Origin of the sequence: Variovorax sp. V118 (assembly GCF_041154445.1) — a bacterium.
Classification (GTDB): Bacteria; Pseudomonadota; Gammaproteobacteria; order Burkholderiales; family Burkholderiaceae_C; genus Variovorax; species Variovorax boronicumulans.
In genome coordinates, this window is sequence record NZ_AP028663.1 from 2,976,715 (window position 1) to 2,997,966 (window position 21,252).

General features: G+C 67.7%; 18 protein-coding genes. 12 read left to right on the plus strand and 6 right to left on the minus strand.

Features of this window, described 5'->3' with window-relative positions; translation table 11 throughout:
* Nucleotides 1-77: 77 nt before the first annotated feature.
* The 3 genes from ACAM52_RS13795 to ACAM52_RS13805 are packed head-to-tail and all read left to right on the plus strand — an operon-like array spanning nucleotide 78 to nucleotide 4,486.
* Nucleotides 78-824 (plus strand): response regulator transcription factor, encoded by a 747-nt coding sequence (locus tag ACAM52_RS13795; protein WP_369647330.1) that lies wholly within the window; start codon nucleotides 78-80, stop codon nucleotides 822-824.
* A complete protein-coding gene (locus ACAM52_RS13800; RefSeq protein WP_369647331.1) occupies nucleotides 824-2,125 on the plus strand; it encodes a FecR domain-containing protein in 1,302 nt (433 codons plus the stop codon). Before ACAM52_RS13795 ends, ACAM52_RS13800 begins: the two co-directional genes overlap by 1 nt.
* Nucleotides 2,126-2,140: 15 nt before the next feature.
* Nucleotides 2,141-4,486, plus strand: coding sequence for a CHASE2 domain-containing protein (locus ACAM52_RS13805; protein ID WP_369647332.1), 2,346 nt, complete (start codon nucleotides 2,141-2,143; stop codon nucleotides 4,484-4,486).
* A 220-nt stretch (nucleotides 4,487-4,706) separates the two neighbouring features.
* Here the strand turns inward: ACAM52_RS13805 and ACAM52_RS13810 are convergent, their stop codons facing one another.
* Nucleotides 4,707-5,936, minus strand: coding sequence for a CaiB/BaiF CoA transferase family protein (locus ACAM52_RS13810; protein ID WP_369647333.1), 1,230 nt, complete (start codon nucleotides 5,934-5,936; stop codon nucleotides 4,707-4,709).
* Nucleotides 5,937-5,940: 4 nt separating this feature from the next.
* Nucleotides 5,941-6,921 (minus strand): Bug family tripartite tricarboxylate transporter substrate binding protein, encoded by a 981-nt coding sequence (locus tag ACAM52_RS13815; protein WP_369647334.1) that lies wholly within the window; start codon nucleotides 6,919-6,921, stop codon nucleotides 5,941-5,943.
* 100 nt (nucleotides 6,922-7,021) lie between these two features.
* Between ACAM52_RS13815 and ACAM52_RS13820 the strand changes: the two genes are divergently transcribed.
* From ACAM52_RS13820 to ACAM52_RS13830, 3 genes are all read left to right on the plus strand, one after another.
* Nucleotides 7,022-7,921, plus strand: a complete 900-nt coding sequence (locus ACAM52_RS13820) for a LysR family transcriptional regulator (RefSeq protein WP_369647335.1) — start codon at nucleotides 7,022-7,024, stop codon at nucleotides 7,919-7,921.
* Nucleotides 7,922-7,989: 68 nt separating this feature from the next.
* The gene (locus tag ACAM52_RS13825; RefSeq protein ID WP_062482767.1) at nucleotides 7,990-8,433 is read left to right on the plus strand and encodes an SRPBCC family protein; all 444 of its coding nucleotides are present in this window, start codon (nucleotides 7,990-7,992) and stop codon (nucleotides 8,431-8,433) included.
* A 70-nt stretch (nucleotides 8,434-8,503) separates the two neighbouring features.
* Nucleotides 8,504-9,310 carry a transglutaminase family protein gene (locus tag ACAM52_RS13830; RefSeq protein WP_369647336.1) on the plus strand — a complete coding sequence of 269 codons (807 nt, stop codon included), beginning with the start codon at nucleotides 8,504-8,506 and terminating at the stop codon, nucleotides 9,308-9,310.
* Between the two features lie 57 nt (nucleotides 9,311-9,367).
* Here ACAM52_RS13830 and ACAM52_RS13835 read toward each other — a convergent pair whose 3' ends face one another.
* Genes ACAM52_RS13835 through ACAM52_RS13845 form a run of 3 tightly spaced genes read right to left on the minus strand, consistent with a single transcriptional unit; the run spans nucleotide 9,368 to nucleotide 15,392 of the window.
* Nucleotides 9,368-12,778 (minus strand): efflux transporter outer membrane subunit, encoded by a 3,411-nt coding sequence (locus ACAM52_RS13835; RefSeq protein ID WP_369647337.1) that lies wholly within the window; start codon nucleotides 12,776-12,778, stop codon nucleotides 9,368-9,370.
* Nucleotides 12,766-14,088, minus strand: a complete 1,323-nt coding sequence (locus tag ACAM52_RS13840) for a hypothetical protein (protein WP_369647338.1) — start codon at nucleotides 14,086-14,088, stop codon at nucleotides 12,766-12,768. The genes ACAM52_RS13835 and ACAM52_RS13840 overlap by 13 nt, the downstream gene beginning before the upstream one ends.
* Before the next feature lie 32 nt (nucleotides 14,089-14,120).
* Complete coding sequence (locus ACAM52_RS13845) at nucleotides 14,121-15,392, minus strand: HlyD family secretion protein (protein ID WP_369647339.1); 1,272 nt, start codon at nucleotides 15,390-15,392, stop codon at nucleotides 14,121-14,123.
* A 646-nt stretch (nucleotides 15,393-16,038) separates the two neighbouring features.
* Here ACAM52_RS13845 and ACAM52_RS13850 point away from each other — a divergent pair.
* The 3 genes from ACAM52_RS13850 to ACAM52_RS13860 all read left to right on the plus strand — a co-directional run bounded on the left by ACAM52_RS13850 (nucleotide 16,039) and on the right by ACAM52_RS13860 (nucleotide 17,672).
* The gene (locus ACAM52_RS13850) at nucleotides 16,039-16,464 is read left to right on the plus strand and encodes a CBS domain-containing protein (RefSeq protein WP_062480639.1); all 426 of its coding nucleotides are present in this window, start codon (nucleotides 16,039-16,041) and stop codon (nucleotides 16,462-16,464) included.
* 70 nt (nucleotides 16,465-16,534) lie between these two features.
* The gene (locus ACAM52_RS13855; RefSeq protein ID WP_062480641.1) at nucleotides 16,535-17,119 is read left to right on the plus strand and encodes a YSC84-related protein; all 585 of its coding nucleotides are present in this window, start codon (nucleotides 16,535-16,537) and stop codon (nucleotides 17,117-17,119) included.
* Between the two features lie 61 nt (nucleotides 17,120-17,180).
* Nucleotides 17,181-17,672, plus strand: a complete 492-nt coding sequence (locus tag ACAM52_RS13860) for a hypothetical protein (RefSeq protein ID WP_369647340.1) — start codon at nucleotides 17,181-17,183, stop codon at nucleotides 17,670-17,672.
* Here ACAM52_RS13860 and ACAM52_RS13865 read toward each other — a convergent pair.
* Nucleotides 17,593-18,792, minus strand: a complete 1,200-nt coding sequence (locus ACAM52_RS13865; protein WP_369647341.1) for a hypothetical protein — start codon at nucleotides 18,790-18,792, stop codon at nucleotides 17,593-17,595. The genes ACAM52_RS13860 and ACAM52_RS13865 overlap by 80 nt on opposite strands.
* An 802-nt stretch (nucleotides 18,793-19,594) precedes the next feature.
* Here ACAM52_RS13865 and ACAM52_RS13870 point away from each other — a divergent pair.
* From ACAM52_RS13870 to ACAM52_RS13880, 3 genes are all read left to right on the plus strand, one after another.
* Nucleotides 19,595-19,768, plus strand: coding sequence for a hypothetical protein (locus tag ACAM52_RS13870; protein WP_369647342.1), 174 nt, complete (start codon nucleotides 19,595-19,597; stop codon nucleotides 19,766-19,768).
* 298 nt (nucleotides 19,769-20,066) lie between these two features.
* Nucleotides 20,067-20,669: a hypothetical protein gene (locus tag ACAM52_RS13875; protein ID WP_369647343.1), complete on the plus strand. Its 603-nt coding sequence runs from the start codon at nucleotides 20,067-20,069 to the stop codon at nucleotides 20,667-20,669.
* The gene (locus ACAM52_RS13880; protein ID WP_369647344.1) at nucleotides 20,629-21,240 is read left to right on the plus strand and encodes an inovirus-type Gp2 protein; all 612 of its coding nucleotides are present in this window, start codon (nucleotides 20,629-20,631) and stop codon (nucleotides 21,238-21,240) included. The genes ACAM52_RS13875 and ACAM52_RS13880 overlap by 41 nt, the downstream gene beginning before the upstream one ends.
* Nucleotides 21,241-21,252 lie beyond the last annotated feature (12 nt).

The following is a 21,252-nucleotide window of genomic DNA, read 5'->3' on the forward strand; positions in this document are numbered from 1 at the left end:
AACGTCCACGCTACGGAATTCGTCAGATTTCGGGTGTGGATTCACTGTCAAAATTGCCGCCGCCACCCCTGGAGTCCATGCGCATCGCCATCCTTGAAGACGACCCGAACCAGCTCTCGCATCTCGTGCGGACACTCGAGCAGCTGTTAACAATTGGCGAGACGAATGTGACCTGCATCACGTTTTCGAACGGGTCGACCTTGCAACAGGCACTGCGGCGCGAAAGCTTCGATCTGCTGGTGCTCGACTGGAACGTGCCCGGCCTGGCCGGCGTCGAATTGCTGCAGTGGCTGCGCAAGTGGCAGACCGACAAGGTGCCGGTGCTCATGCTGAGTTCGCGCGCTTCCGAGCACGACGTGGTGCAGGCTCTGAACCTCGGCGCCGACGACTACATCGTCAAACCCTTCCGACCGCTCGAACTGCGCGCCCGCGTGCAGCGCCTGATGGCCCGGCGCGTGCCGATCGCGCCGTCCGACGGCGAGCGCTTCGGCCGCTGGGAGTTCGAACGGGTGTCGCAAAGCGTCCTGATCCACCCGGCCCCGGGCGATGACGCCACGCCGCAGCGGCATGCCCTCACCGACCGCGAATTCAAGCTCGCGCTGACGCTGTTCCAGCACATGGGCGACACGGTGTCGCGCGCGCATCTGCTCGAAAGCGCCGGCTACAGCAACGAAGAGCTGCCTTCGCGCACGCTGGACAGCCACATCTACCGGCTGCGCAGCAAGCTCGGCCTCGAAGCCGAAAGCGGACTGAGCCTGCGCACGGTGTACGGCCGCGGCTACCGGCTCGAGGCCACGCAACACGCACCGCAGGCGGATTCCTGATGGCGACGACGCACCAACCACCGTTCCGCCCGTTCCGCCCGCACCGCCTCCTGGCCTGCGCCGCGCTGCTCGTCGCCACGGCGGCGGGCGCGCAGTCGCCGCACGTGGTGAAGCCCGGCGAGACCTTGTGGGGCATCTCGGGCCAGCAGCTGGACACGCCGCTGCGCTGGCCCGAAGTGCAGCAGCGCAACCAGGTGGGCGAGCCGCGCCTGTTGCAACCGGGCACGGTGCTGTACTTTGCCGACGGCCGGCTCGTGCCCGAGGGCGCGGCGGTGGTCACCGCGGTCGAGGGTCGGGCCTCGCGCAAGCGCGCGGGTGTGCCTGAACAGGTCCTCACGCCCGGCCTGCCGATCCAGGCCGGCGACACGCTCATCACCGGCACCGATGCCTTCGTGACCCTCGGGGTGGCGGGTGGCAGCCGCGTCGTGCTGCCCTCGCGCAGCGCGCTGGAGGTGCTGGCCATCGACGCCAACACGGTGCGGCTGCGGCTCATCGAAGGTCGCGTCGAATCCCAGGTGCACAAGCAGCAGCCGAACCAGCAGTTCGAGATCCGCGCGCGGTCGATGGGCCTGGGCGTTCGCGGCACGCACTTTCGCGTGCGCGACGAAGACGGCGTGCTGACCGGCGAAGTGATTTCGGGCGAAGTAGTGGTGCAGCGCACCGCACAGTCCGAGCCGCCGCTCGTGCTGCGCGAAGGCCGCGGCGCGGTGCTGCTGGAGAGCGGCCCGTCGCAAGCGCAGGGCCTGCTGCCAGCGCCCCAGCTGGTGCCCGAAACGACGGCGCGCAACGACCGCACGTTCCGCTTCACGCCCGTTGCGGGCGCGCAAACCTACCGCCTGCAATTGGCGCGCGACGAGCGCTTCCTGCTGCCGGTGTACGAACAACGCGGCCCAGGCCCTTCCTTCACGGTGCCGGCGGAACTGCCATCGGGCCTGTACCAGCTGCGCCTCACGGCCTTCGATGCCGCCCGGCTCGAAGGGCTGCCGGGCGACGGCACGGTCTACCTGCCCACGGTCGAAGGCGGCGCGGGCGGCCAGAGCACATCGACCGCACTGCCTGACGGGCGCGTGGAGGTCCGCTGGCCGGGCATCGCGGGCCAGCGCTACACCTTCGAACTCGCGCGCAGCCCTGACTTCGCCGTGTTGCTGGTCAACGAGCCCGCGGTCTATGCCACCGGCATGACGGTCGGCCCCTTCGCGCTCGGCGGGCGCTACCACTGGCGCGCGCGCCAGGCCACCCCCGACGGTGCGGCGTCCGCAGCCACCGGTTTCGGCGGAAGCTTCGACATTCCGGCGCGCTGAAGCGGGGCCACGCGCATGCGCCTCGTCGTCGAACGCCTGCTGATGGCGCTGCTGCTGCCGCTGGCCATGCTCGGCCTGGCGCACCGCCCGGGCCTGCTGCAGATGGATGCGTACATCCACGACCGCCTGCTGATCCTGGCCTCGCACCGGGCGTCGGCCGACATCCTGATCATCGCCATCGACGAACACAGCCTGCGCGAACTCGGGCGCTGGCCCTGGAGCCGCGCGACCCACGCGCGCCTGCTCGAACGGCTCGCGCCGGCGGCACCGCGCGCGGTGCTGCTCGACCTCTTCCTGACCGAGCCGAGCGCCGACCCGCGCGAAGACGCGCACCTGGCGCGGGCCATGGGCCTGCTGCCCGTGTACCTGCCGCTGCTGCACGCGAGCCCCCTGGCCTTCACGAGCCACGAATGGCCGGGCTTCCTGCCACCGCTGCCGGACTTTGCCGCCCAGGCCCGCGGCGTGGGGCATGCCGGCCTCGCGCCCGACGCCGACGGCGTGGCGCGCACGCTGTACCTGCTCGAGGGCTATCCGAACCAGCTGCAGCCCTACGTGGGCGCGCTGATGGCGCAGCGCGTCCCGCCGGCCGTGGTCGACTCCGAAGCGACGCCGGTCGACTGGCTGCGCCAGAGCCCGTTGCGCCTGCTCTTCGCCGGCCCGCGCGGCAGCTACCGCACCGTGCCCTACGTGAGCGTGCTGCGCGGCGAAGTGCCCGCCGAGCTGCTGCGCGACAAGCTGCTGCTCGTGGGCGCCACCGCGCCCGGCCTCGGCGACCAGACGCTCACGCCCAACGCCGGCATCCGCGGCGTGCTGCCCGGCGTGGAGGTGCACGCCAATGCCATCGACAACCTGATGCACGGCCGCAACGTGAGCGTGTCGCCGCCGCTGTGGCACGCCGCCTGGACCGTGGTGCCGCTGTGGCTCGCGCTGTGGCTGCTGGTCCGGCGGGGCCGGCACGCGCTGCCGATCGCCGCCGGCCTCGCGAGCGCGTGCCTGCTGATCAGCGGCATCGCCATGCTGGTGTGGCACCACTGGCTGCCGCCTGTGGCGCCGATGCTCGGCCTGGCCATCCTCTACCTGCTGTGGAGCTGGCGCCGTCTCGAATCGCAGTTCGTCTACCTGCGCAAGCGCGCGCAGGTGCTCGACGCCCTGCCCGGCGGCACCTTCGAAGTCATGCCGGCCCGCTCGCCGGCGCCCGCCGATCCGGCGGAGCATCCCAAGCAGGCGCTCGACCGCGCCATTGCACGCCTGCGGCGCATGCAGCAGCTCATGGACAAGGCCATGCAGGCGATGCCCGTGGCCATGCTGATCTGCGACGAAGAGGGGCGCATCGGGTCGGGCAACGCGGCGGCCTTCCGGCTGCTGGGCGGCGGTGCCATGCCATCGCATGAGGACGATGGCATTGCACCGCCCGCGCTGCGCGGCGTGCGCCTGCCCGAGCTGATCGCGCCGCTGGCCGTGCCGCCCGCCAGCGGCGCGCCGGCCCGCACGGACGCCGCCCACTGGACCGACCGGCTGCACGGCGAGTACGCCACCCCCGACGCGCGCGTGTTCCGCCTGGAGGCCGCGGCCTTCAGCGGCGACGCGCCCGAAGACCGGGGCTGGGTCGTGATGCTGCCCGAGCTCACGGCCGAGCGCGAAGCGCAGCGCCAGCGCGACGAGTGGCGCCAGTTCCTCTCGCACGACCTGCGCAGCCCGCAGGTCACGATCCTCAGCATCCTGTCGATGCATCCCACCGCCGATGCCGACATGCGTTCGGCCATCGGCCGCGAAGCCGAGCGCACCCTCGCGATGGCCGAGGGCTTCATGGATTTCGCGCTGGCCGAATCGGACGACTACCGTTTTGCGGACACGCACGTCGGCGCCGTGCTGCTCGATGCCAGAGACCAGGTGTGGCACTACGCGCAGGCCCATGGCGTGCGCGTCGAAGCGCGCATCGACGACGCCGCCGGCGACACGATCCTGCGCGCGGACGGGGCCTTGCTGACCCGCGCCATCGTCAACCTGCTGAACAACGCCATCCGCCACAGCCCGTCCGGCCGCCGCGTGGAATTGGGCATGGCCATCGAACCTGGCGCGGACGCGGCCAGCGTCCGAATCTCCGTCAGCGACCAGGGCTCGGGCATGACGCCCGGACAGCTCGACGCCCTGCTCCACGCGCCGCGCGGCCGGCGCGCGCCCACCGCGCCGGAAGCCGCCCCCGGCGAGACGAAGGGCACGGGCACGCGGCGCATGGGCCTGGGCTTTTCCGTCGTGCGCGCGGTGGTCCAGAAACACAACGGCACCCTGGGCGCGGACAGCACGCCCGGTGCCGGCACCACCGTCTGGCTGCGACTGCCCCTGCCCGGTTCGCGCCCCTAGCACATCGAAGTGACGGGTTTTCCAATCCCGATGGGGACAATGTTGTGGAAAACCGTGTGCGCAGCGCGCGAAACCCTTGCCTGGCGGGGCCTGCAACACGGTGCCTGCGAAACAGGCAGCGACGCTGAAAAACCTGGAGAAATATTTTTCTCGGCGTTTTCGCCACACTTTCGGCGCCGAATCGGGACGCGCCGCAGCACCGGCGGGACCACCGCAGCGCTCAGTCCGCGGGCTCGCTCGCCGCGCCGTCGGCGAGCATGGCCGCGATGGTCGGCGCCTCCAACCCGGCTTCGGCCAAGAGGCGGCGCGTGTCCGCGCCGCGACGCACCGGCGCGCGCAGCGAAGGCGTCAGCGGCTCGCTGGACGTGAAGCCGATGCCTGGCACCGGCACCCGCCGCGCGCCGTTCGGCAAGGGCAGTTCCACGTGCGGCCAGTCGCGCGCCATCTGTGCCGCCGCCTGTGCGGGGCGCATCACCGGCGTGGCGGGCACGCCGTGGCGGGTCAGCAGCGCATCCCATTCGGCCGTGCTCCTTCCACCCAGTGCCTGGCCCAGCAGCGCCTGCGCGCGCGGCACATCGCGCTGCTCGGCGGCCTCGTGCAGTGACGACAGCAGCGAGGCGTCCGTGCCGGTTTCGCGCAACGCGTTCAGCAGCCCCTTCGCCTGGTCGGCCGCATTGCAGACGATGGCCATCTGGCCGTCGGCCACCTCGAAAGTGCCCGACAGCGGGCTGCCGGAAAACGCGGTCGATGCGCTGCGCGGCATCTCCATGCCGCTGACCAGCGGCCCCGCGTAGGTGGGCGCCATCAGCGTGAGCGCCGCGCCCATCATCGACACCTGGAGCCATTCGCCGCGCGTGCGCGCCTCGCCACTCGACCGGTCGCGCCGGTAGAGCGCGCTCATCACCGCCAGCGCCGCCTGCTGGCCCACGGCGTAGTCGACGAGCGGAAAACCCACGCGCTGCGGCTTGCCGTCGCGGTCGGCGTTGGCCGCCATGAGCCCGCTCGCGGCCTGGATCACGTGGTCGTAGGCGCGCCGGTCCGATGCGGGGCCGAAGCCGGTGATCGAGCAGACGACCAGCTGCGGATGGCGCGCGATCAATTGCTGCGGATCGAAGCCGAGCGCCGCCAGCTTGCCGGGCCGGAAGTTTTCCAGCAGCACATCCGCGCTGCCGATCAGTTCGCTCAGCGCCTGTTTGGCCCGCGGGTCGCGCGCATCGATGGCCAGCGAGCGCTTGCCCGCGCCCTGTGTCACGAAGGTCTCGCCCAGTCCGAGGGCGGTCAGTTCGGCATCGAGGCCCTTGGCGCGGATCATGTCGTCGCCGTCGGCGCGCTCGATGCGGATCACCTCGGCGCCGAGCAGGCCGAGCTGGTAGCCGGCGAAGGGGCCGGCCAGCACGTGGGTCCAGTCGATGACGCGCAAGCCGGCCAGGGGTGTGGAGGTTGATGTCATCGCGTCACTCCGGCTTGACGCCACTGTTCTTCACATAGCGCGCCCAGCGGGCGATCTCTTCCCTGGCGAAGCGGCGGCCTTCTTCCAGATTGAACGCCAGCGGCTGCGTTCCGCTGCTGGCGCGCAGTTGCACCGACTCCGGCGACGCCGAGGACTTGCGGATGGCCGCATGCAGCGTCTCGACGATGGGCGCGGGCGTGCCCGCGGGCACGAACACGGCGGTCCATCCGGTGATCTCGAAATCGGCAATGCCTTGTTCGCGGAACGTGCCGACGTCGGGCGTGGCCGGATAGCGCCGCGCGGCGGCCACGGCCAACGGCTTCAGCTTGTTCCCGTCGATGAAGACCTTGGCCACCGACGCGTCGGAGAACGCGAAGTCGATGTGCCCGCCGGCCAGGTCCGCCAGCGATTGCGGGTTCGACTTGTAGGGAACCGTGACGGCGTCGATGCCCGCCGACTTGCGAAAGATCTCGCAGGCCACCTGCGTCACCGCGTTGCCGCTGCCGCACCTGAGCGCGTTCGGATGGGCCTTGCCGTAGGCCATCAGGTCGGCCAGGTTGCGCCACTTGGCGTTGGCCGCGACGTACAGCGAGATCGGGCTGGTGCCCAGGCCTGCCACCATCTCGAACGACCCGGGCGCATAGCCGAGCCTGGCCGGGAAGAACGAGAAATTGACGGCGTTGGTCGTGGCCGAGCCGATCAGCAGCGTGTACCCGTCGGGCTTCGCGCGCGCTGCGGCCGCCGTTCCCAGCGCGCCGTTCGCGCCCTGCTTGTTGTCGACGATGACGGGCGTCTTCAGGATGTCCGTCAGGTCCTTGGCCAGCACGCGCGCGCCGATGTCGGTGCCGCTGCCCGCGGTGAACGGAACCACCAGCGTGATGGGGCGCGAAGGATAGGCCGCCTGCGCGCAGGCCGAGGCAGTCCCCAGGGCCCACAGGGCGCACAGGGCGCACAGGGCGCCCAGGAAGAAAGAACTGCGAAGCATGAGGGGTGTGTCTCCTGGTGGTGTCCGGGCTGAACGATAGGTTGCCGCCCGGCGCGCAGCAACCTACATTCCGTGGCGACCTTTTCCACTTTGGAAAACCATGAACTTGAACGACCTCCATCTGGCCGTGGTGATCGCGCGCGAAGGCGGGCTGAGCCATGCCTCGGCCTGCCTCGGCATGTCACCGGGCACCCTGAGCAAGGCCGTGACGCGGCTCGAGCGCGCCACCAAGGTCAAGCTGTTCGAACGGCTGGCCCGGGGCATGCGCCCCACCGAGCTGGGCCTGGCCTTCCTGAAGCGGGCGCAGCGCATCGACCTGGACGCCGCCGACCTGCATGCGGAACTGCGCGACTTGCGGCAGGCGCGCGCCGGCGTGCTGCGCTGCGGTGTCGGCGACGGCATTCCCGACCGCTGGGTGCTGCCGGTGGTGGCCGCGCTCATCGAGCGCGGGATCCGCGTGGACCTGTCGGGTGGCAACTCCGACTCGCTCACGCGGGCCGTCGCCATGGGCGAGCTGGAGTTCGCCCTGACCGGCCTGCACAAGAAACCGGCGGCTGCGCTGGCATGGGAAGGCCTGCGGGACGACCCCCTGCTGCCCATGGCGCCGATCGGCCATCCGCTGGCGCGCACCAAACGCGAGGTGGGCTGGGACCAGCTCGCGCAGGCGCGGTGGATCGTCATGGCGCCCGGCACGTCGACGCACACCGAGTTCGAAGCGAACTTCCGCGCGCACCGGCTCGACCCGCCCGAGCCGGTGGGCACCTCGCGTTCATCCCAGCGCGAGCTGGCGCTGGTGCGCTCGCTGGGCGCCTTGATGCCGGTGCCGCGTTCGGTGCTGAAAGAGCCGCCTGTCGCGGCGCAGTTCGTGCCGGTCAGCCCCGTCGGCGGATGGCGATCGACCCGCCGCGTGGGCATCGTGCGGCGCGCCGGCGGCTACCTCAGTCCCTCGGCATCGCAGGCGATGGAGGCGCTGGAAGCCATCCTGCGCAAGGAGCGCTGACGACTGGAGGCGCAAGGCATGGCGCGCCGCGTGCGTTAGGCTCCCCGATCCCTTCAACCCCTCCTCCCATGCACATCGAAGAACGCATCCACATCGCCGTCCCGCCCCGGGTCATCGACCGCATCTGGAGCGAGGTCGACCGATGGCACCTGTGGGACCCGGACACCAAGCAGGCCCGGCTCGACGGCCCCTTCGCCGTGGGCACCAAGGGCCGGATCGTTCCGCAAAAAGGCATGGGTGTTCCGATGGTCGTCACGGAGCGCTCCGAGGGCCAGTCGTTCACCGCGCAGGGCTACATCCCCCTGTTCCGCATGCACTTCAAGCACACGGTGTCCGCAACGGACAGCGGCTCGGACGTGGTGCACCGCGTGTGGTTCACCGGCGCCCTGGCCTTCCTGTTCGGGCCGGGCGTCGCCAAGCAGGTTCGACACGGACTGCCCCGGACCATGCGGTCGCTGAAGGCCTATGCCGAGCAGCGCCACGCCACGTCGGGGTCCGGCGACGCCCCCTGAAAGCCGCCGCGCGCTGGCATTCGCACCGCGAATTCCCGCGCGCTGGCGAATGAAGGCGCATCATGGGCCGATGAACATCCAGCTCGGTTTCGAGATCGCCTACCAGTTTCCCCGGCCGACGCCGATGATCCTGGCCCTCAGCATTCACTACTCGCGCGCCTCGGACCTGCTGCGCCCGGACCATCTGCTCACGAAACCGGCCGTTCCCACCACCGCGTACCGTGACCTGTTCGGGAACTGGTGCACACGCCTGGTCGCCCCCGCGGGCCGCTTCGTGCTGAGCACCGACACCGTGGTCCACGACAGCGGCGCACCCGACATCGTCGTGCCCTCGGCGCCGCAGGTGCCGGTGGAGTACCTGCCCGAGTCCACCCTGCTCTACCTGCTGGGCAGCCGGTACTGCGAAACCGACCTGCTGTCCGACTTCGCCTGGCAGCGTTTCGGCAACGGCCCGACCGGCTGGGGCCGCGTGCAGGCGGTGTGCGACTTCGTGCACCAGCACATCGAGTTCGGCTACCCGCATGCGCGGCGCACCCGCTCGGCGTTCGAAGCCTTCAAGGAAGGGCAAGGCGTGTGCCGCGACTATGCGCACCTGGCCATCACGCTGTGCCGCTGCCTGAACATTCCGGCCCGCTATTGCAGCGGCTACCTCGGCGATGTCGGCACCCCGCCGCCGCACGGCACGATGGACTTCGCGGGCTGGTTCGAGGCCTTCCTGGGCGACCGCTGGTACACCTTCGACGCGCGCAACAACGTGCCCCGCATCGGCCGCGTGCTGATCGCGCAAGGGCGCGACGCCAGCGACGTCGCACTGTCCAACACCTTCGGGCCCAACGAACTGGATGGATTCAGGGTGTGGTGCGACGAGGTGCCGTGAACTGAATCGCCGGTCGCACGCACGCGGCCGGGTCGGCCCTCCGCCGACGCCCCCGCGCTACGCGCTGCCCCAGCCCCCGCCCAGGGCCTTGTACAGGTTCACGGTGTTCACCGCCGCCTTGAGCTGCAGTTCGATCAGCTGCTGCTGCCCGGTGTAGAGCTCGCGCTGCGCGTCCTGGCTGGAGAAGTAGTCTTCCATGCCGCTGCGAAAACGCGTGCGCGAGATGCCGGCCACCTTCTCGAGCACCTGCACGCGCGCCTGCTGTGCCTCCAGCTGGGGCTGCAGGTGGTCGCTGGCGATCAGCGCGTGGGCCACCTCGCGAAAGGCGACCTGCGCCGCCGATTCGTAGCCGGCCATCGCGGCGGCCAGGCGCTCTTCGCTGGCGCTCACGTTGGCCGACCGGCGGCCCCAGTCGAAGATCGGCAGCGACACGCCCAGCACGCCGGCCCAGCTGCTGTTGCCGCTGCTGAGCAGGGTCGACAGCTCCTTGCTCACACCGCCGGCCAGCGCCGTGAGCGAGATGGTCGGCAGCATCGCGGCCTTGGCCGCGCCCACGCCGGCGTTGGCGGCCTCGACGCGCGCATAGGCCGCGAGCAGGTCGGGCCGGCGCTGCAGCAGACTGGACGGCAACCCGGCCGCGACCTGCGCGGTGGAGCGCTCGGGCCAGGGCCGCGCGCTGCCCGTCTCGGCCGGCACGGGGCGCCCGACCAGCACGTTGAGCCATTGCAGGTCCTGTGCGACACGCATGCGGTATTCCTCCTGCCGCACGCGCGCGGTCTGCAGCAGCGACTGCACCCGGTACACGTCGAGCTGCGCGGCGCCGCCCACGGCGCGGGCGCGACCGATCGTGTCGGCATTGGCGTTCAGCGCGGCCTCGTTGGACTCGGCCAGCGCGAGCAGCGCGCGGTCGGCGCGCAGCGTGAGGTAGGCGTTCGACACCTCGCCCACCAGGTTCATGCGCGCGGCCGCGTGGTCCTTGTCGCCGGCCTCGGCGAGCGCGCCGCTTTGTTGCGCGGTGCTCTGCTGCCGGCCGAAGAAATCGAGCTCGTACGACATCACGCCCGCCTGCACGTCGAAGCTGTTGGACACGCGCCCGTCCGACGGCAGGTTGCCGACCGGGCTGAGCGAGCCCTGCGGCGTGGTCTGCGCGCGCTGGGCATGCGCCGACAGGCCCAGCGCCGGGAACAGCGACGCGCGGTTGCCCGCATAGTTCGCGCGCGCCTCGCGGGCCTTCGCGGCATAGGCGCGCAGGTCGCGGTTCTGCTCGAGCGCGGTGGCGATCAGGCCGCGCAGCTCCTCGTCCTGCACGAAGCTGCGCCAGTCCACGGGCTGCACACCCGGCGCCGTCGCGCCCGCAGGCCATTGCGAAGGCACCGTCAGGTCGGGGTCCTTGAGCGGCGGCGTGAGGTTGCAGCCGGTCGTCACCAGCACGATGCACACGGCCAGCACCGCGAAGAGCAGGCGTAGCGACAGCCGCGCAAAGCCCGCGCCCGGCGCGCGCATGCCCGCACTCGCGAACAGCGCCGACGCCGCCTGCCACGGCCGCACCTGCACGGCCACGTGGCTCGGCGGCACGTTGAAGACGTGGCGCACCAGGTCTTCGCGCTGCGCCTCGGTGGCGGCGAACTTCAGCTCCGCGCCCGCCCTGCCGCGCGCGGCGAGGTGGGCCGGCAGCCAGCCGACCGGCTCGACATGCACCTCCAGCGGCTGCCCGACGCGCAGGCGCTTCAGCGGCCCGCGGCCTTCGAGCAGCGCGCCGTCGGCCGCGATGTTGACGAAGCGCGACTCGCCCTCGCCCGCCGCCGTGCGCAGCCGTGCCCGCGCGCGCCAGGGAAAGCGCTCTTCCTGCTGCGGGCGCGGCAGGTCGACGCAGGCCATGAGCGCGCTCAGGCACAGCACCAGCGCGATGCCGGTCCACACGAGGTTGAGCTGGTCGCCCGGCGTCAGCGCCTCGCCGCCCAGCGCCGCCATCGCGGCCGCGCCCTGCAGCGCCACCAGCAGGCCGCCGAAGACGGCCACCAGCTTCCAGTGCACCACCGTGCGCGAGCGGTCCAGCCCCTTGGCCGTCACCTTGAACGGATGGCCGAAGGGCTTCAGCATCGCGCGCGCCAGCGTGCCGCTCACGGCCATCGCCGCCACCAGCTGGCTCACCTCGCTGAACACGGGCAGGCAGCGCCGCTGGCTGACCCAGTAGCTGTAGGCCCAGAACATCACGAGCGACGGCAGGCCGTAGGCCGCAAAGGCCTGCGGCGTGGCATGGAAGGCCGAGACGCCGGCATACCAGTACAGCGCCGGCGCCAGCAGCACCAGCACCATGAAGGGCTTGCCCAGCCAGTGCAGCAGCCCGTGCAGGAAGTGCAGCCGCGCCGACAGGCTGTAGCCCGGGCCGCGCAGGGGCCCGTCGGGCAGCAGCGCGAGCTGCACCGTGCCCAGGCACCAGCGGCTGCGCTGGTTGATGTAGTCGATGATGCTCTCGGCCGACAGCCCGTTGGACAGCCGCTCGCCCAGCCAGCGCGTGATGCGGCCGTGGCGCAGCAGCAGGTAGGTGGTGTGGATGTCTTCGCACACGCTGCCCACCGGGAACCCGCCGGCCTCGGTGATCGCGTCGCGCCGCACGATGAACGAGGTGCCCACGCAGAACGCCGAATCGACCGCGTCCTTGGCGGGCTGCAGCACGTCGAAGAACACGCGCTGCTCGTCGACCCAGCTGTCGGTGGCGCGCAGGTTGTGCTGGATGGGGTCGGCGTTGTAATAGAACTGCGGCGTCTGCACCAGCCCCACGCGGCGGTCCTCGAACAGGCCGAGCATGCGGTAGACGATCTGGCGCTGCGGCGCGAAGTCGGCGTCGAGCACGAGGATGAACGGCGCGTCGGTCACGCCCGCGGACAGGCGCAGGCCGTTGTTGAGGTTGCCGGCCTTGGCGTGGCGGTTGTCGGGCCGCCGCGCGTAGTGCACGCCGCGGCGCTCGCAGTACGCGCGCAGCCAGTCGCGCCGCGTGTCGTCGAGCACCCAGACGTTCAGCCGCGGGTAGTCGATGGCCTGCGCGGCGATGATGGTCTTCTCGAGCACGGCCAGCTCTTCGTTGTAGGTGCAGATGAAGACATCGACGGCCGGCACCTCCTCGCCACGCGCATGGCGTTCGCGCAGCGCGGCCTCGCCCCGGTCGGCCTGCGCGCGGTTGTCGCGGCGCCGCATGAGCATGTGGATCGACATCAGCGTGTAGACGATGGCCGTGAGCTCGAAGCCCAGGAACACCCAGGCGAACAGGGTTTCGAAGCCCAGGTCCGAGGGCGGCATGGTGGCCACGATGCGCCAGACGGCGTAGCGCAGCAGCAGCAACGCGGTGAGCGCGCCGAACAGCACGCGGTGGGTGATGCGCTCGACCCTGGCCCAGGTCATGAGGAGCAAGGCGAGCCCCCCGACCAGGGCGTTGAGCTGGAATTCCGGTGTGGCGATCAGGCTGGACATGAGGGGACTTCCGATGCGGCGGTCTTGCCGGTGAAGGGGTTGAAACCCGTGGCGGCCAGGGCGATCCAGGCGGTCGCGCCCAGGTGCGGCCAGCGGTAGTAAAAGAAATCGGCACCGGTCGAATCGGGGCCGATGGCCAGGCCGGTGGCGATGCGCGTGCTCGGCGTGGCGTAGTACAGGCCGTTGCCGGCGCGCTGCGAGGCCAGCAGCTGCCACAGCGCCTCGGGCGCCGCGCCCTTGCGGGCCACCAGCGTGGCGGCGGCCTGCGCGCTGCCTTCGGTCCAGATGCCGTCGGGCTCGCGCGAGAAGCCGTAGCCCGCGCCGACGCGGTGGTGCTTCTCGACCCAGTCGAGGCTGCGCACCCAGGCGCAGGAGCCTTCGGGCGCCGCGAGCAAAGGCCACAGCTGCGCATCGAGGCCCGAGCCTTCGGTGGAGACGGTGGCGCCATCCTCCTTGGTGCCGATGTGAAAGCGCTGCTCCGACGGGTTCCACATGCGGCCCACGAAATCGAGCGCGGTGCGCGCCTGCCTTTGCTCCGCCGCGTCGGGCTGGCCGTCGGCGCGCACCGCGCGTGCGGCCCACGCCGCCGCCACGGCGATGTCCAGGTTGTGCTCGGTCGACTTCCAGGTCTGCGCGCGCTGCGCGTTGTCCCAGCCGTGGCGTCCGCCGTTGTAGCCGTCGGGGCCGTTCCGGGCGCGCGTGTTCTGTTCGGTCCAGGCCAGCAGCCGGCGCGCGGTCGCCAGGTAGGCGGGCGTGGGCTCGGCCTGGTGCAGGTTCAGCAGCAGCAACGCGGCCCAGGCCACGTTGCCGGTGGCGGTGCTCACCTGGTAGGCGTCGGCGATCCACTGCTTGCGCCCCGCGTCCCAGCGGCCGGGCAGCGCGGGCTTTTCCTCGGTGACCGGCCCGGCGCGGTAGGCATTGCGCACGCGCCCGTCGGGCATGGTCTGGTCGTGCGCCACGGCCCGGACCACGGCGTCGCCGATGCGCCGTGCGGCGGCGCGCTCGCCGCACGCCAGCAGCGCGATGCCGGCCAGCGCGTTGTCGTAGGTGAAAGCGGCGCCCGCCAGCGCGGGCTCGAATGGCGGCTCGCCCTGTGCATTCGCCGGGCGGTAGCTGCTCAGGAACAGCGGCCCCGACGTCGCGCCGCCCTGGTCGTGCGCGACGGCGCGGCGCAGGCCGTCGCAACTCTCGCGCGCAAGGGCCTGCTGCGTGGCACCGGGTGAAGGCGCGGCAGCAGCGGCGACGCCGGCGAGCGCCATCGATGCGGCGGCGCACCGTGCCACGGCACGGAAAGAAAAAGGGATCGACATGGCGTTCTCGGTGGGCTGCGCGACATGCTTTCTCACGCCTTGGCGAGGCTGGCCGAGACCACCTTGCCCGGCACGCACAGGGTCTGGCGGCTGCCGTCTTCCGAGGGCGGCGGTTCGGGCGCCTCGATGCGCGCCACCGCATAGATCGAGCCCTGCTCGGCAAAGGGGAAGGGCACGCTGTACGTGCTCTGCAGTGCGTCGGAGGCCACGGGCAGCAGCTGCTCGACGCGCGCCTGCACGTCGACGTTCTGCGCCACCTTCACGTCGAGCTTCGAGCCGACGCTCAGCCGCTTGGCCAGCCGCGCGGGAAACACGGCGACAACGCCGATCCGGCTGCAGTCGGTCACGCGCACCAGCGAGGAGCCCGCCGTGACATACGCGCCCTCGGGCGCCAGCACCGTGTGCACCATGCCGGGCTGGCTCGCCTTGACCTCGTAGGCGGCGAGCTTGTCGACGCGGCGGCGCTCTTCGTCCTCGAGCTGCGTGATCTGCGCGAGCTGCTTGACGATCGCGGCGCCGTCCTGGCGCGCGCGGTCGCTGCTGTTGCGCAGCGCTTCACGCCGGCTCGCGAGCGTCTGGAACAGGCTGTTGCCGCTGGTGCCCACGAAGGCGCCCTGCCCCGCGCTCACCACCGTCTGCGCCTGCCCCGCGAAGGCCTGCTCGGCCACCGCCGCATTGGCACGCGCGGTGCTCAATTGGGCCTCGGACGCGTTCATCACCTGTTCGCTGATGGCGCCCTCTTTCAGCAGCGCTTCGTTGGTGCGCACCTTGTTCTCCTGCTCGGCCACCACGCTGTGCGCCACGTCGCGCTGGCGCTGTGCGATCTCCCAGGCGTCCCAGGTCTGCGCCAGCGAGGCCTGGCGGGTCACCTGCGCCTGCTGGCCGATGGAGCGCATCTCCTGGCTGTCGGACTTGTACTGGTTGCCCAGCTGCGACAGCTGGCTCTGCAGGGCCAGGCGCTGCGTGGTCAGCGTGGTGAGGATCTCCTGGCTGACGGTCGGGTTGCGCACCGTGGCCACCAGCGTGCCGGGCGCCACCGCATCGCGCGTGCGCACCGCCATCTGCGTCACCACGCCGTTGATCGGCGAGGTGACGATGCCGACCGGCGCCTGCAGCACGGCGCGCGTGGCCTGCGAAGACAAGAGCGGCTCGACCAGCGTGGCGATCATCAGCCACAGCACGAAGGCCAGCAGCGCATAGGCCGCCAGCTTCGGAACGAAGGCGCCCCGCTGGCACCGGGCACGTCCGGCACCCGGGGCGCGCGGTCGGCCCGGTTCCGACGGAAAAGGAATGGGTCTGGACACTCGCATAACCACCTCTTGGAAACATCGACGGCATGCCGGCGAACGGCATGCCGTCTGGTGAAGAAAGAGACTCGAATCAACCTCCCGACCCCTCGGTCCGCGCCTTCGATTTGTCGTGCTGCGGTGCAATAAAGGTACGCCCAAAGCGCGGCCCGTCCTGCTTCCGGGAGAAACAAGATGTGCGAACTTCACATCTACTTTTCGGCTGCAGACCGGGCGAAGTCCTACATAGGTGTTGCGGCGGTGGGGGTTGACACGGGCTGGGCGTGTGGGCACGCGCGGAACAGCGCGTGATCGCGTTTGTCTCGAAGGCCCACGGGCATCGCACGGGGCAAGGTCCGATGAAGCGGCCCGCTGCGCGCGCGGCGTCGAGAACGCGGCTTCGGCGTCGCGTTCAACAGGCCGTAACGATATTGCCGCGATTGGTCACAGCCGCCGCGGGGGCGCTGTGGCGGGCACGCATCAGCGACGGTCATCAACCCCGGCGAGCCCTATGCCCTTCGCGACATAGGGACACGCCCAGGCTGCGGCATGCGCGCGTTCTTCCTTTGCACCACCGGCTTTTCGGCGGTTGTCCTACACCTCGGGCCGCACAGAAGACTAGACCTGTAGCCCACCCTGCTTTTTCTTCTTCAAAGGATTCCAGATGCGAAAAGTCAACGCTGTGATGACCCGCGATGTCGAGGTCATCAGTCCCGACGCCACCCTCGCGGAGGCCGCCAGACGCATGCGCGACGGCGACTTCGGGATGATGCCGGTGGGCGAGAACGACCGCATGATCGGCGCGATCTCGGACCGCGACATTGCCGTGCGCGGCATCGCCGAAGGACACGACGGCAACGCCAAGGTGCGCGACGTCATGTCGGACGGCATCCGCTGGGCCTATGAGGACGACGCCGTCGATCATGCGGCGCAGCTCATGGCCGAGCACCAGATCCGGCGCCTGCCCATCGTCAACCGCGACAAGCGGCTGGTGGGCATCCTGGCGCTGGCCGATGTCGCGGTGAAGGAGCCCAAGGTCAAGCCGGCCGCCGAGGCGCTGTGCGGCATCTCACAACCCGTCGAGGCCTGAGAAGGTCTGACCAGGCGAGGTCCTTCACCCCGATTCACTGTCCCTTCCCTTTCTTCCTGGAGGACTTGCCATGCACGTCGCACCTTTCCACCTGCTCGCAGCCGCCGCCATCGCGGCGAGCCTCGCCGTGACCGGCTGCACGGTCACCCGCCCCAGCGGCGCAGCGAACGACATCCCGGCCTCGTCGGCATCGGCCATCGACGCCCAGGTCGACGCGTCGCTGGCCCGCCTCTATGACACCGTCGCCGGTTCGCGCGCGCTCGTCGCCGGCGCCCAGGGCGTGCTGGTCTTCCCGTCCGTGGTGGGCGGAAGCTTCGGCATCGGCGCCGACTATGGTCGCGGAGCCCTGCGCAGCGGCGGCCGCACGCAGAGCTACTACAGCACGACCGCCGGCTCCATCGGCTTCCAGGCCGGTGCGCAGTCGAAGGCCGTGTTCTACGTGTTCACCTCCAGGGAGGCGCTGGACAAATTCCGCCAGAGCCGGGGCTGGACGGTGGGCGTCGACGCGACGGTGGCGCTGGCACGCTACGGTGCCAACGGCGTCGTCGACAGCAGCACCTTCCGGCAGCCCGTGGTCGCTTTCGTGATGACCAATGTGGGCCTGGAGGCGGGTGCGTCGGTGCAGGGAGCGAAGATCACCGAAATTCGACCTTGATACGGGCATGGCATGACGGGCATCCGGTCGGAAACGCCATCGACAAGGAGTGCCCGCCATCATGCTCAACGGAGCCGAAGCCCACCCGATCCAATCTGCGACGCGCGCGTTGTTCGACCGCTATGAGCGCGAATTCAATGCGGGACTGACCGGCGAAGCCGACCTGGAGGCCGTGGCGGCGCTGTACGCCGCGTGTTTCATTGCCGCTTCGCCCGCCGGCGTCTTCACGGGCATGAACGACGACGAACTCAGGAGCGTGTCCGCGAAGGGGTTCAAGCATTACCGCGACACCGGCGTGCAGCGGATGACCGTGCGCAACCTGGACATCTCGGCCATCGACGAATTGCACGGGCTCGCCCGCGTGGCGTGGAGAGCGATCTACAAGGTCGACGGCGCGCAGAGCCATCCGCGCCGTACACAGCCTCAAGCACCGCCGCCCGCACCTCTGCTCCACACGTTCAGCATCCGACCACCTAACTCCGAGGAAGTCGTCGCCCCGTCCGATAGAACCCAGAGCACCACGGTGGGCTGGCTGACATGTCGCGCGCCGTAGGGGCAGTGCACGGTCCGGTAGCTCCGCATGTTGACGCCTGCTCAGACAGATTGACCTGCGGCATCGTCCCCTTGCCAAAAGCGCGAGCGTTGTTAGGCAAAGCAAGGCGCACCTCGTTATCTGGCTCCGTCAGATAGATGGCCATCTTGCGGATACCCTCCCACTGCTGCGGGTAGCGGCTGGGTTCAAAGTTACCAATTCCTCCACCCTTATAGGTGTCAATGAAAGCGCGGCAGTCGACATGAAATCCCAAGCCGTGTGTTACCACATTGTTCCAATCGTTTCCCATCTTCGCCAAGATCGCACGCAAGTCTTGCGGGTGAAGAACCTGCGAGAGAAAAACCATGTGCCATTGGTAGCCCTTTTCCAATGAGAAATCAAGCTTCCAGATATGCCCAACCAACGCCCCGCCAAAAGCTTCAGATGCCAGCTTCACGAATTTCTGGCGATGCTCAGTGATCTGAGCGTGCCCGATCGATTGCCCCGGAATTGAAGGCCAGCGAAGCTCAACCGGCAAGTATCCAAGATCCATACGCGTCAAGGTCAACGCTTTATTTTGGGCTGCATGCGCTTCGACATACGCCATGATCTGCACATAGGCGTCATTGGGGCCGCGCGCAAAATTCTTCAGGCGAGCCTTGAATTGGGGTGCTAGGGCTTCACGACGAACATTGATCACGAACTGGTTGAGCCGATCAGTCCAAGCAATTGCTTCTGGCCCTATTACCAGATCCAGGCCAGGCACATCAAGCAGTGCCAGGCTGCTGGCATGCCGCTCAAAAATCTCAAAATATGGTGGAAAGCGGTGAATAGGGTATTGCGCGAGGACGGGCGAGACAGTGTACAGAGCCGCTACGATCCGTGCGCCAAACGCTGTGAGTTCATTTTGAACGTACCCTGTCTGAGCGGAAAATCGCAGAAGAAACGATCTACGATTCGATCGTGCAATGTCTCGGGTCAACGCGACAATTTCTCGAATTTGCTCCACTTGAATTAGCCCATCCTTGACGTATGCAATAGGCTGATTTCCTTGGATTTGGTACGCCGCAGCCCGCTCAGACATAGCCAACGCTGCCTCATCGGAAAAAGAAGGGGGTTCACCCTCCGACTTCTTATGCACAATAGTCCTTTAGGGCTGGCGCGCAGCCTTTCTGATGACCAGAACTATGCGCGCCAGATATTAATATTTAGATCAATGCGGGCGACAGAAGGATTGCGTTGGAACTGCTCCGCACCTGCCATCGACAAGTTCATCTCCAGTACAGCCAAACCGCCACTGGAATCAAATTGAGGAATCGATAAAAATACCTTTCTGCGGCTTTCATGCGTGGACCATTGTGCTCTTCGGCGTCTCCTATCGCGGGCACGTGCGCCCCCGATAGTTCATCGGACGTTGAATACTCTAGTTCAAGGGGACACCACGCCCCTTCATGCTCAGCCAGTCGCTGAATTCGAACTCCTTTTATCGTTCGCTAATTTTCGCGGCGAAGCTCTTTTTCCTCGTCGATTGGAGGCAAATACTTTCTCCTGCGCGCAATGGAGTATTGAATTTTCGCGGGACAAATCATGGCGGCCTCTCCGGCAAGGACCAACACGGAGATGTCACATGACGCTTCAAAGTTAGCTCCCCTTTAACTCAATAGTTAGTTCCCCTTCTAAGTAAAAGTTAGCTCCCCTCCAACGTAATAGTTAGCTCCCCCTATCGTAATAGTTAGTTCTCCAACATGGAAGTTCTTCCGGCACATTAGGACAAACTTGACGGCGCGGCGCAGCCCACAGGTCCATCAAGATCAGCAACTCGCAGGCAACGCCGGTATGGCCCACACACGCGCCAGCGTCGCGCCTATCCAGCTTGAAGTACCTGTTGACGGTATGAGCCAGCTCAATCTGTAGCCTTGGGCTCACCACTTAGCTTTTTCCGCGTGCTTTTCTTCGACCTCGACCTCGACGTCGACGTCGAAGGGAGAACATTCTCGGAAAAAAATACTGCTGCCATCCCATCCTTTGCGGAAGACAGCCAACCTATTGCCCCGGATATTCCAGGCAAAGCACGTGCTCAAACGCACGTGCTCTTTTTTTACCCTGCTCCGGTGTAACTTTGCACCACTCTTGACGCCAGAAAACGCAGGCAATCAATCGCATACGACTTCCTTTCCGCAATCGAAATCACGACTCCTTTGAATCTTGAATATTGGAAAAGGATGAGATTAATAAAGACAACCAAGATACCAGCATAGTCAACGAGGAAGCCTCTCCTCTTTCCTCCTTCCAAAAGGAAAGATAAAGACAGATGCCTACAGCATCTGTCGACTTCTTCCATCTACAGAGCCTTGATGTTCCATTGAGTGCATCAGGCACTCACGGGGATCAGGGCAATTAAAGAAAATGATCCCCATGAAGAAATCATCTCCATCCCAAGAGCCAGCGCTCAGTCGGCCTCTTTTCGACAATCCGATTTATGAAGGCCTCATCCTCAATGAGGCGGCCTTCATGGCCGAAGACGGCGTGATCGTCATCATTGAGGAGTTTGACTCTGTCCGGCCTTTGATTGACAAGTACGTGCTGGATATTTGCTCCAGCACGGCCGTCGCTTGGCAATTGCAGGAGGTCAAAGCGGGACGCCCCGTCCTGAAAAACTTGTACTTGTCCCGGTATTCGGGCTTGCTGCAGGCGTTCATGGAGCGGGTGTACCTCGATCATCGCGATTCTGAGTTCACTCCGAGCCTTTGCAGCACCATTCTTTACGAGGCGATGGATGCGCTTCACTTTCAATCGACGCACTCTCCGAACCTGCAGGCGATGTCGGGCCATCCGTGGATGCGCAACTGGGAGTTGGAGAACTGGCTGATCTCGACAGTACGTAGCAAGGCCGAGGGCCGAGGCTTCAAGCGAAGTGAATACGAGAATAAACGGAACTGCGATCGAAATTACGACTGGTCGTGCATTTCTGGAGGCTGTGTTCAAGAAGTACTCACGCGTCGAGGTCGCGCGAATTGACTTGAAGTATCAAAATTCATTCAAGGCAGAATTGACGCTCTCACAGGTGCGCGAGGACTTCCGGCGCCTATGGAATGGGCGCCACAAGAACCGGCGGCTCAAAGACCTCGCGGGCTACATGTGGAGCCTGGAGTACACGGACCTGGAGCGCTTTCACTACCACCTCATCTTGCTTTTCGATGGATCGCAAATAAAGGACCCGTACTACCGAGGCCTGAAGGTGGGGCAGCGCTGGGTGGAGCGTGCCACGAAGGGGCGCGGTGACGTCCACCATTGCCGTGAAAGCGACTACCGTTACCCATACTTGGGGAGAATCGACGCGATTGACGTGGAGAAGCGCGAGTGCCTGCTCAGGCGGGGCGTGGAGTATCTGACCAAGTGCGATCAGTTACTGCAGATCGATTTGGAGCGCGTGCAGACCTTCGGCACATCGGCGTTTCCGCAGAAGACCACGAATGCGGGCAAGCCGCGTTTGCCGAAGGGGCTGCGCAAGCCCCGCAGAAGCAGCAAGCCCGTCAAGGCCAGGAAAAACCACGTTTTGTTTGGCACTGCGGGACTCTGGCCCCAATAGCCCAGTCTGGTG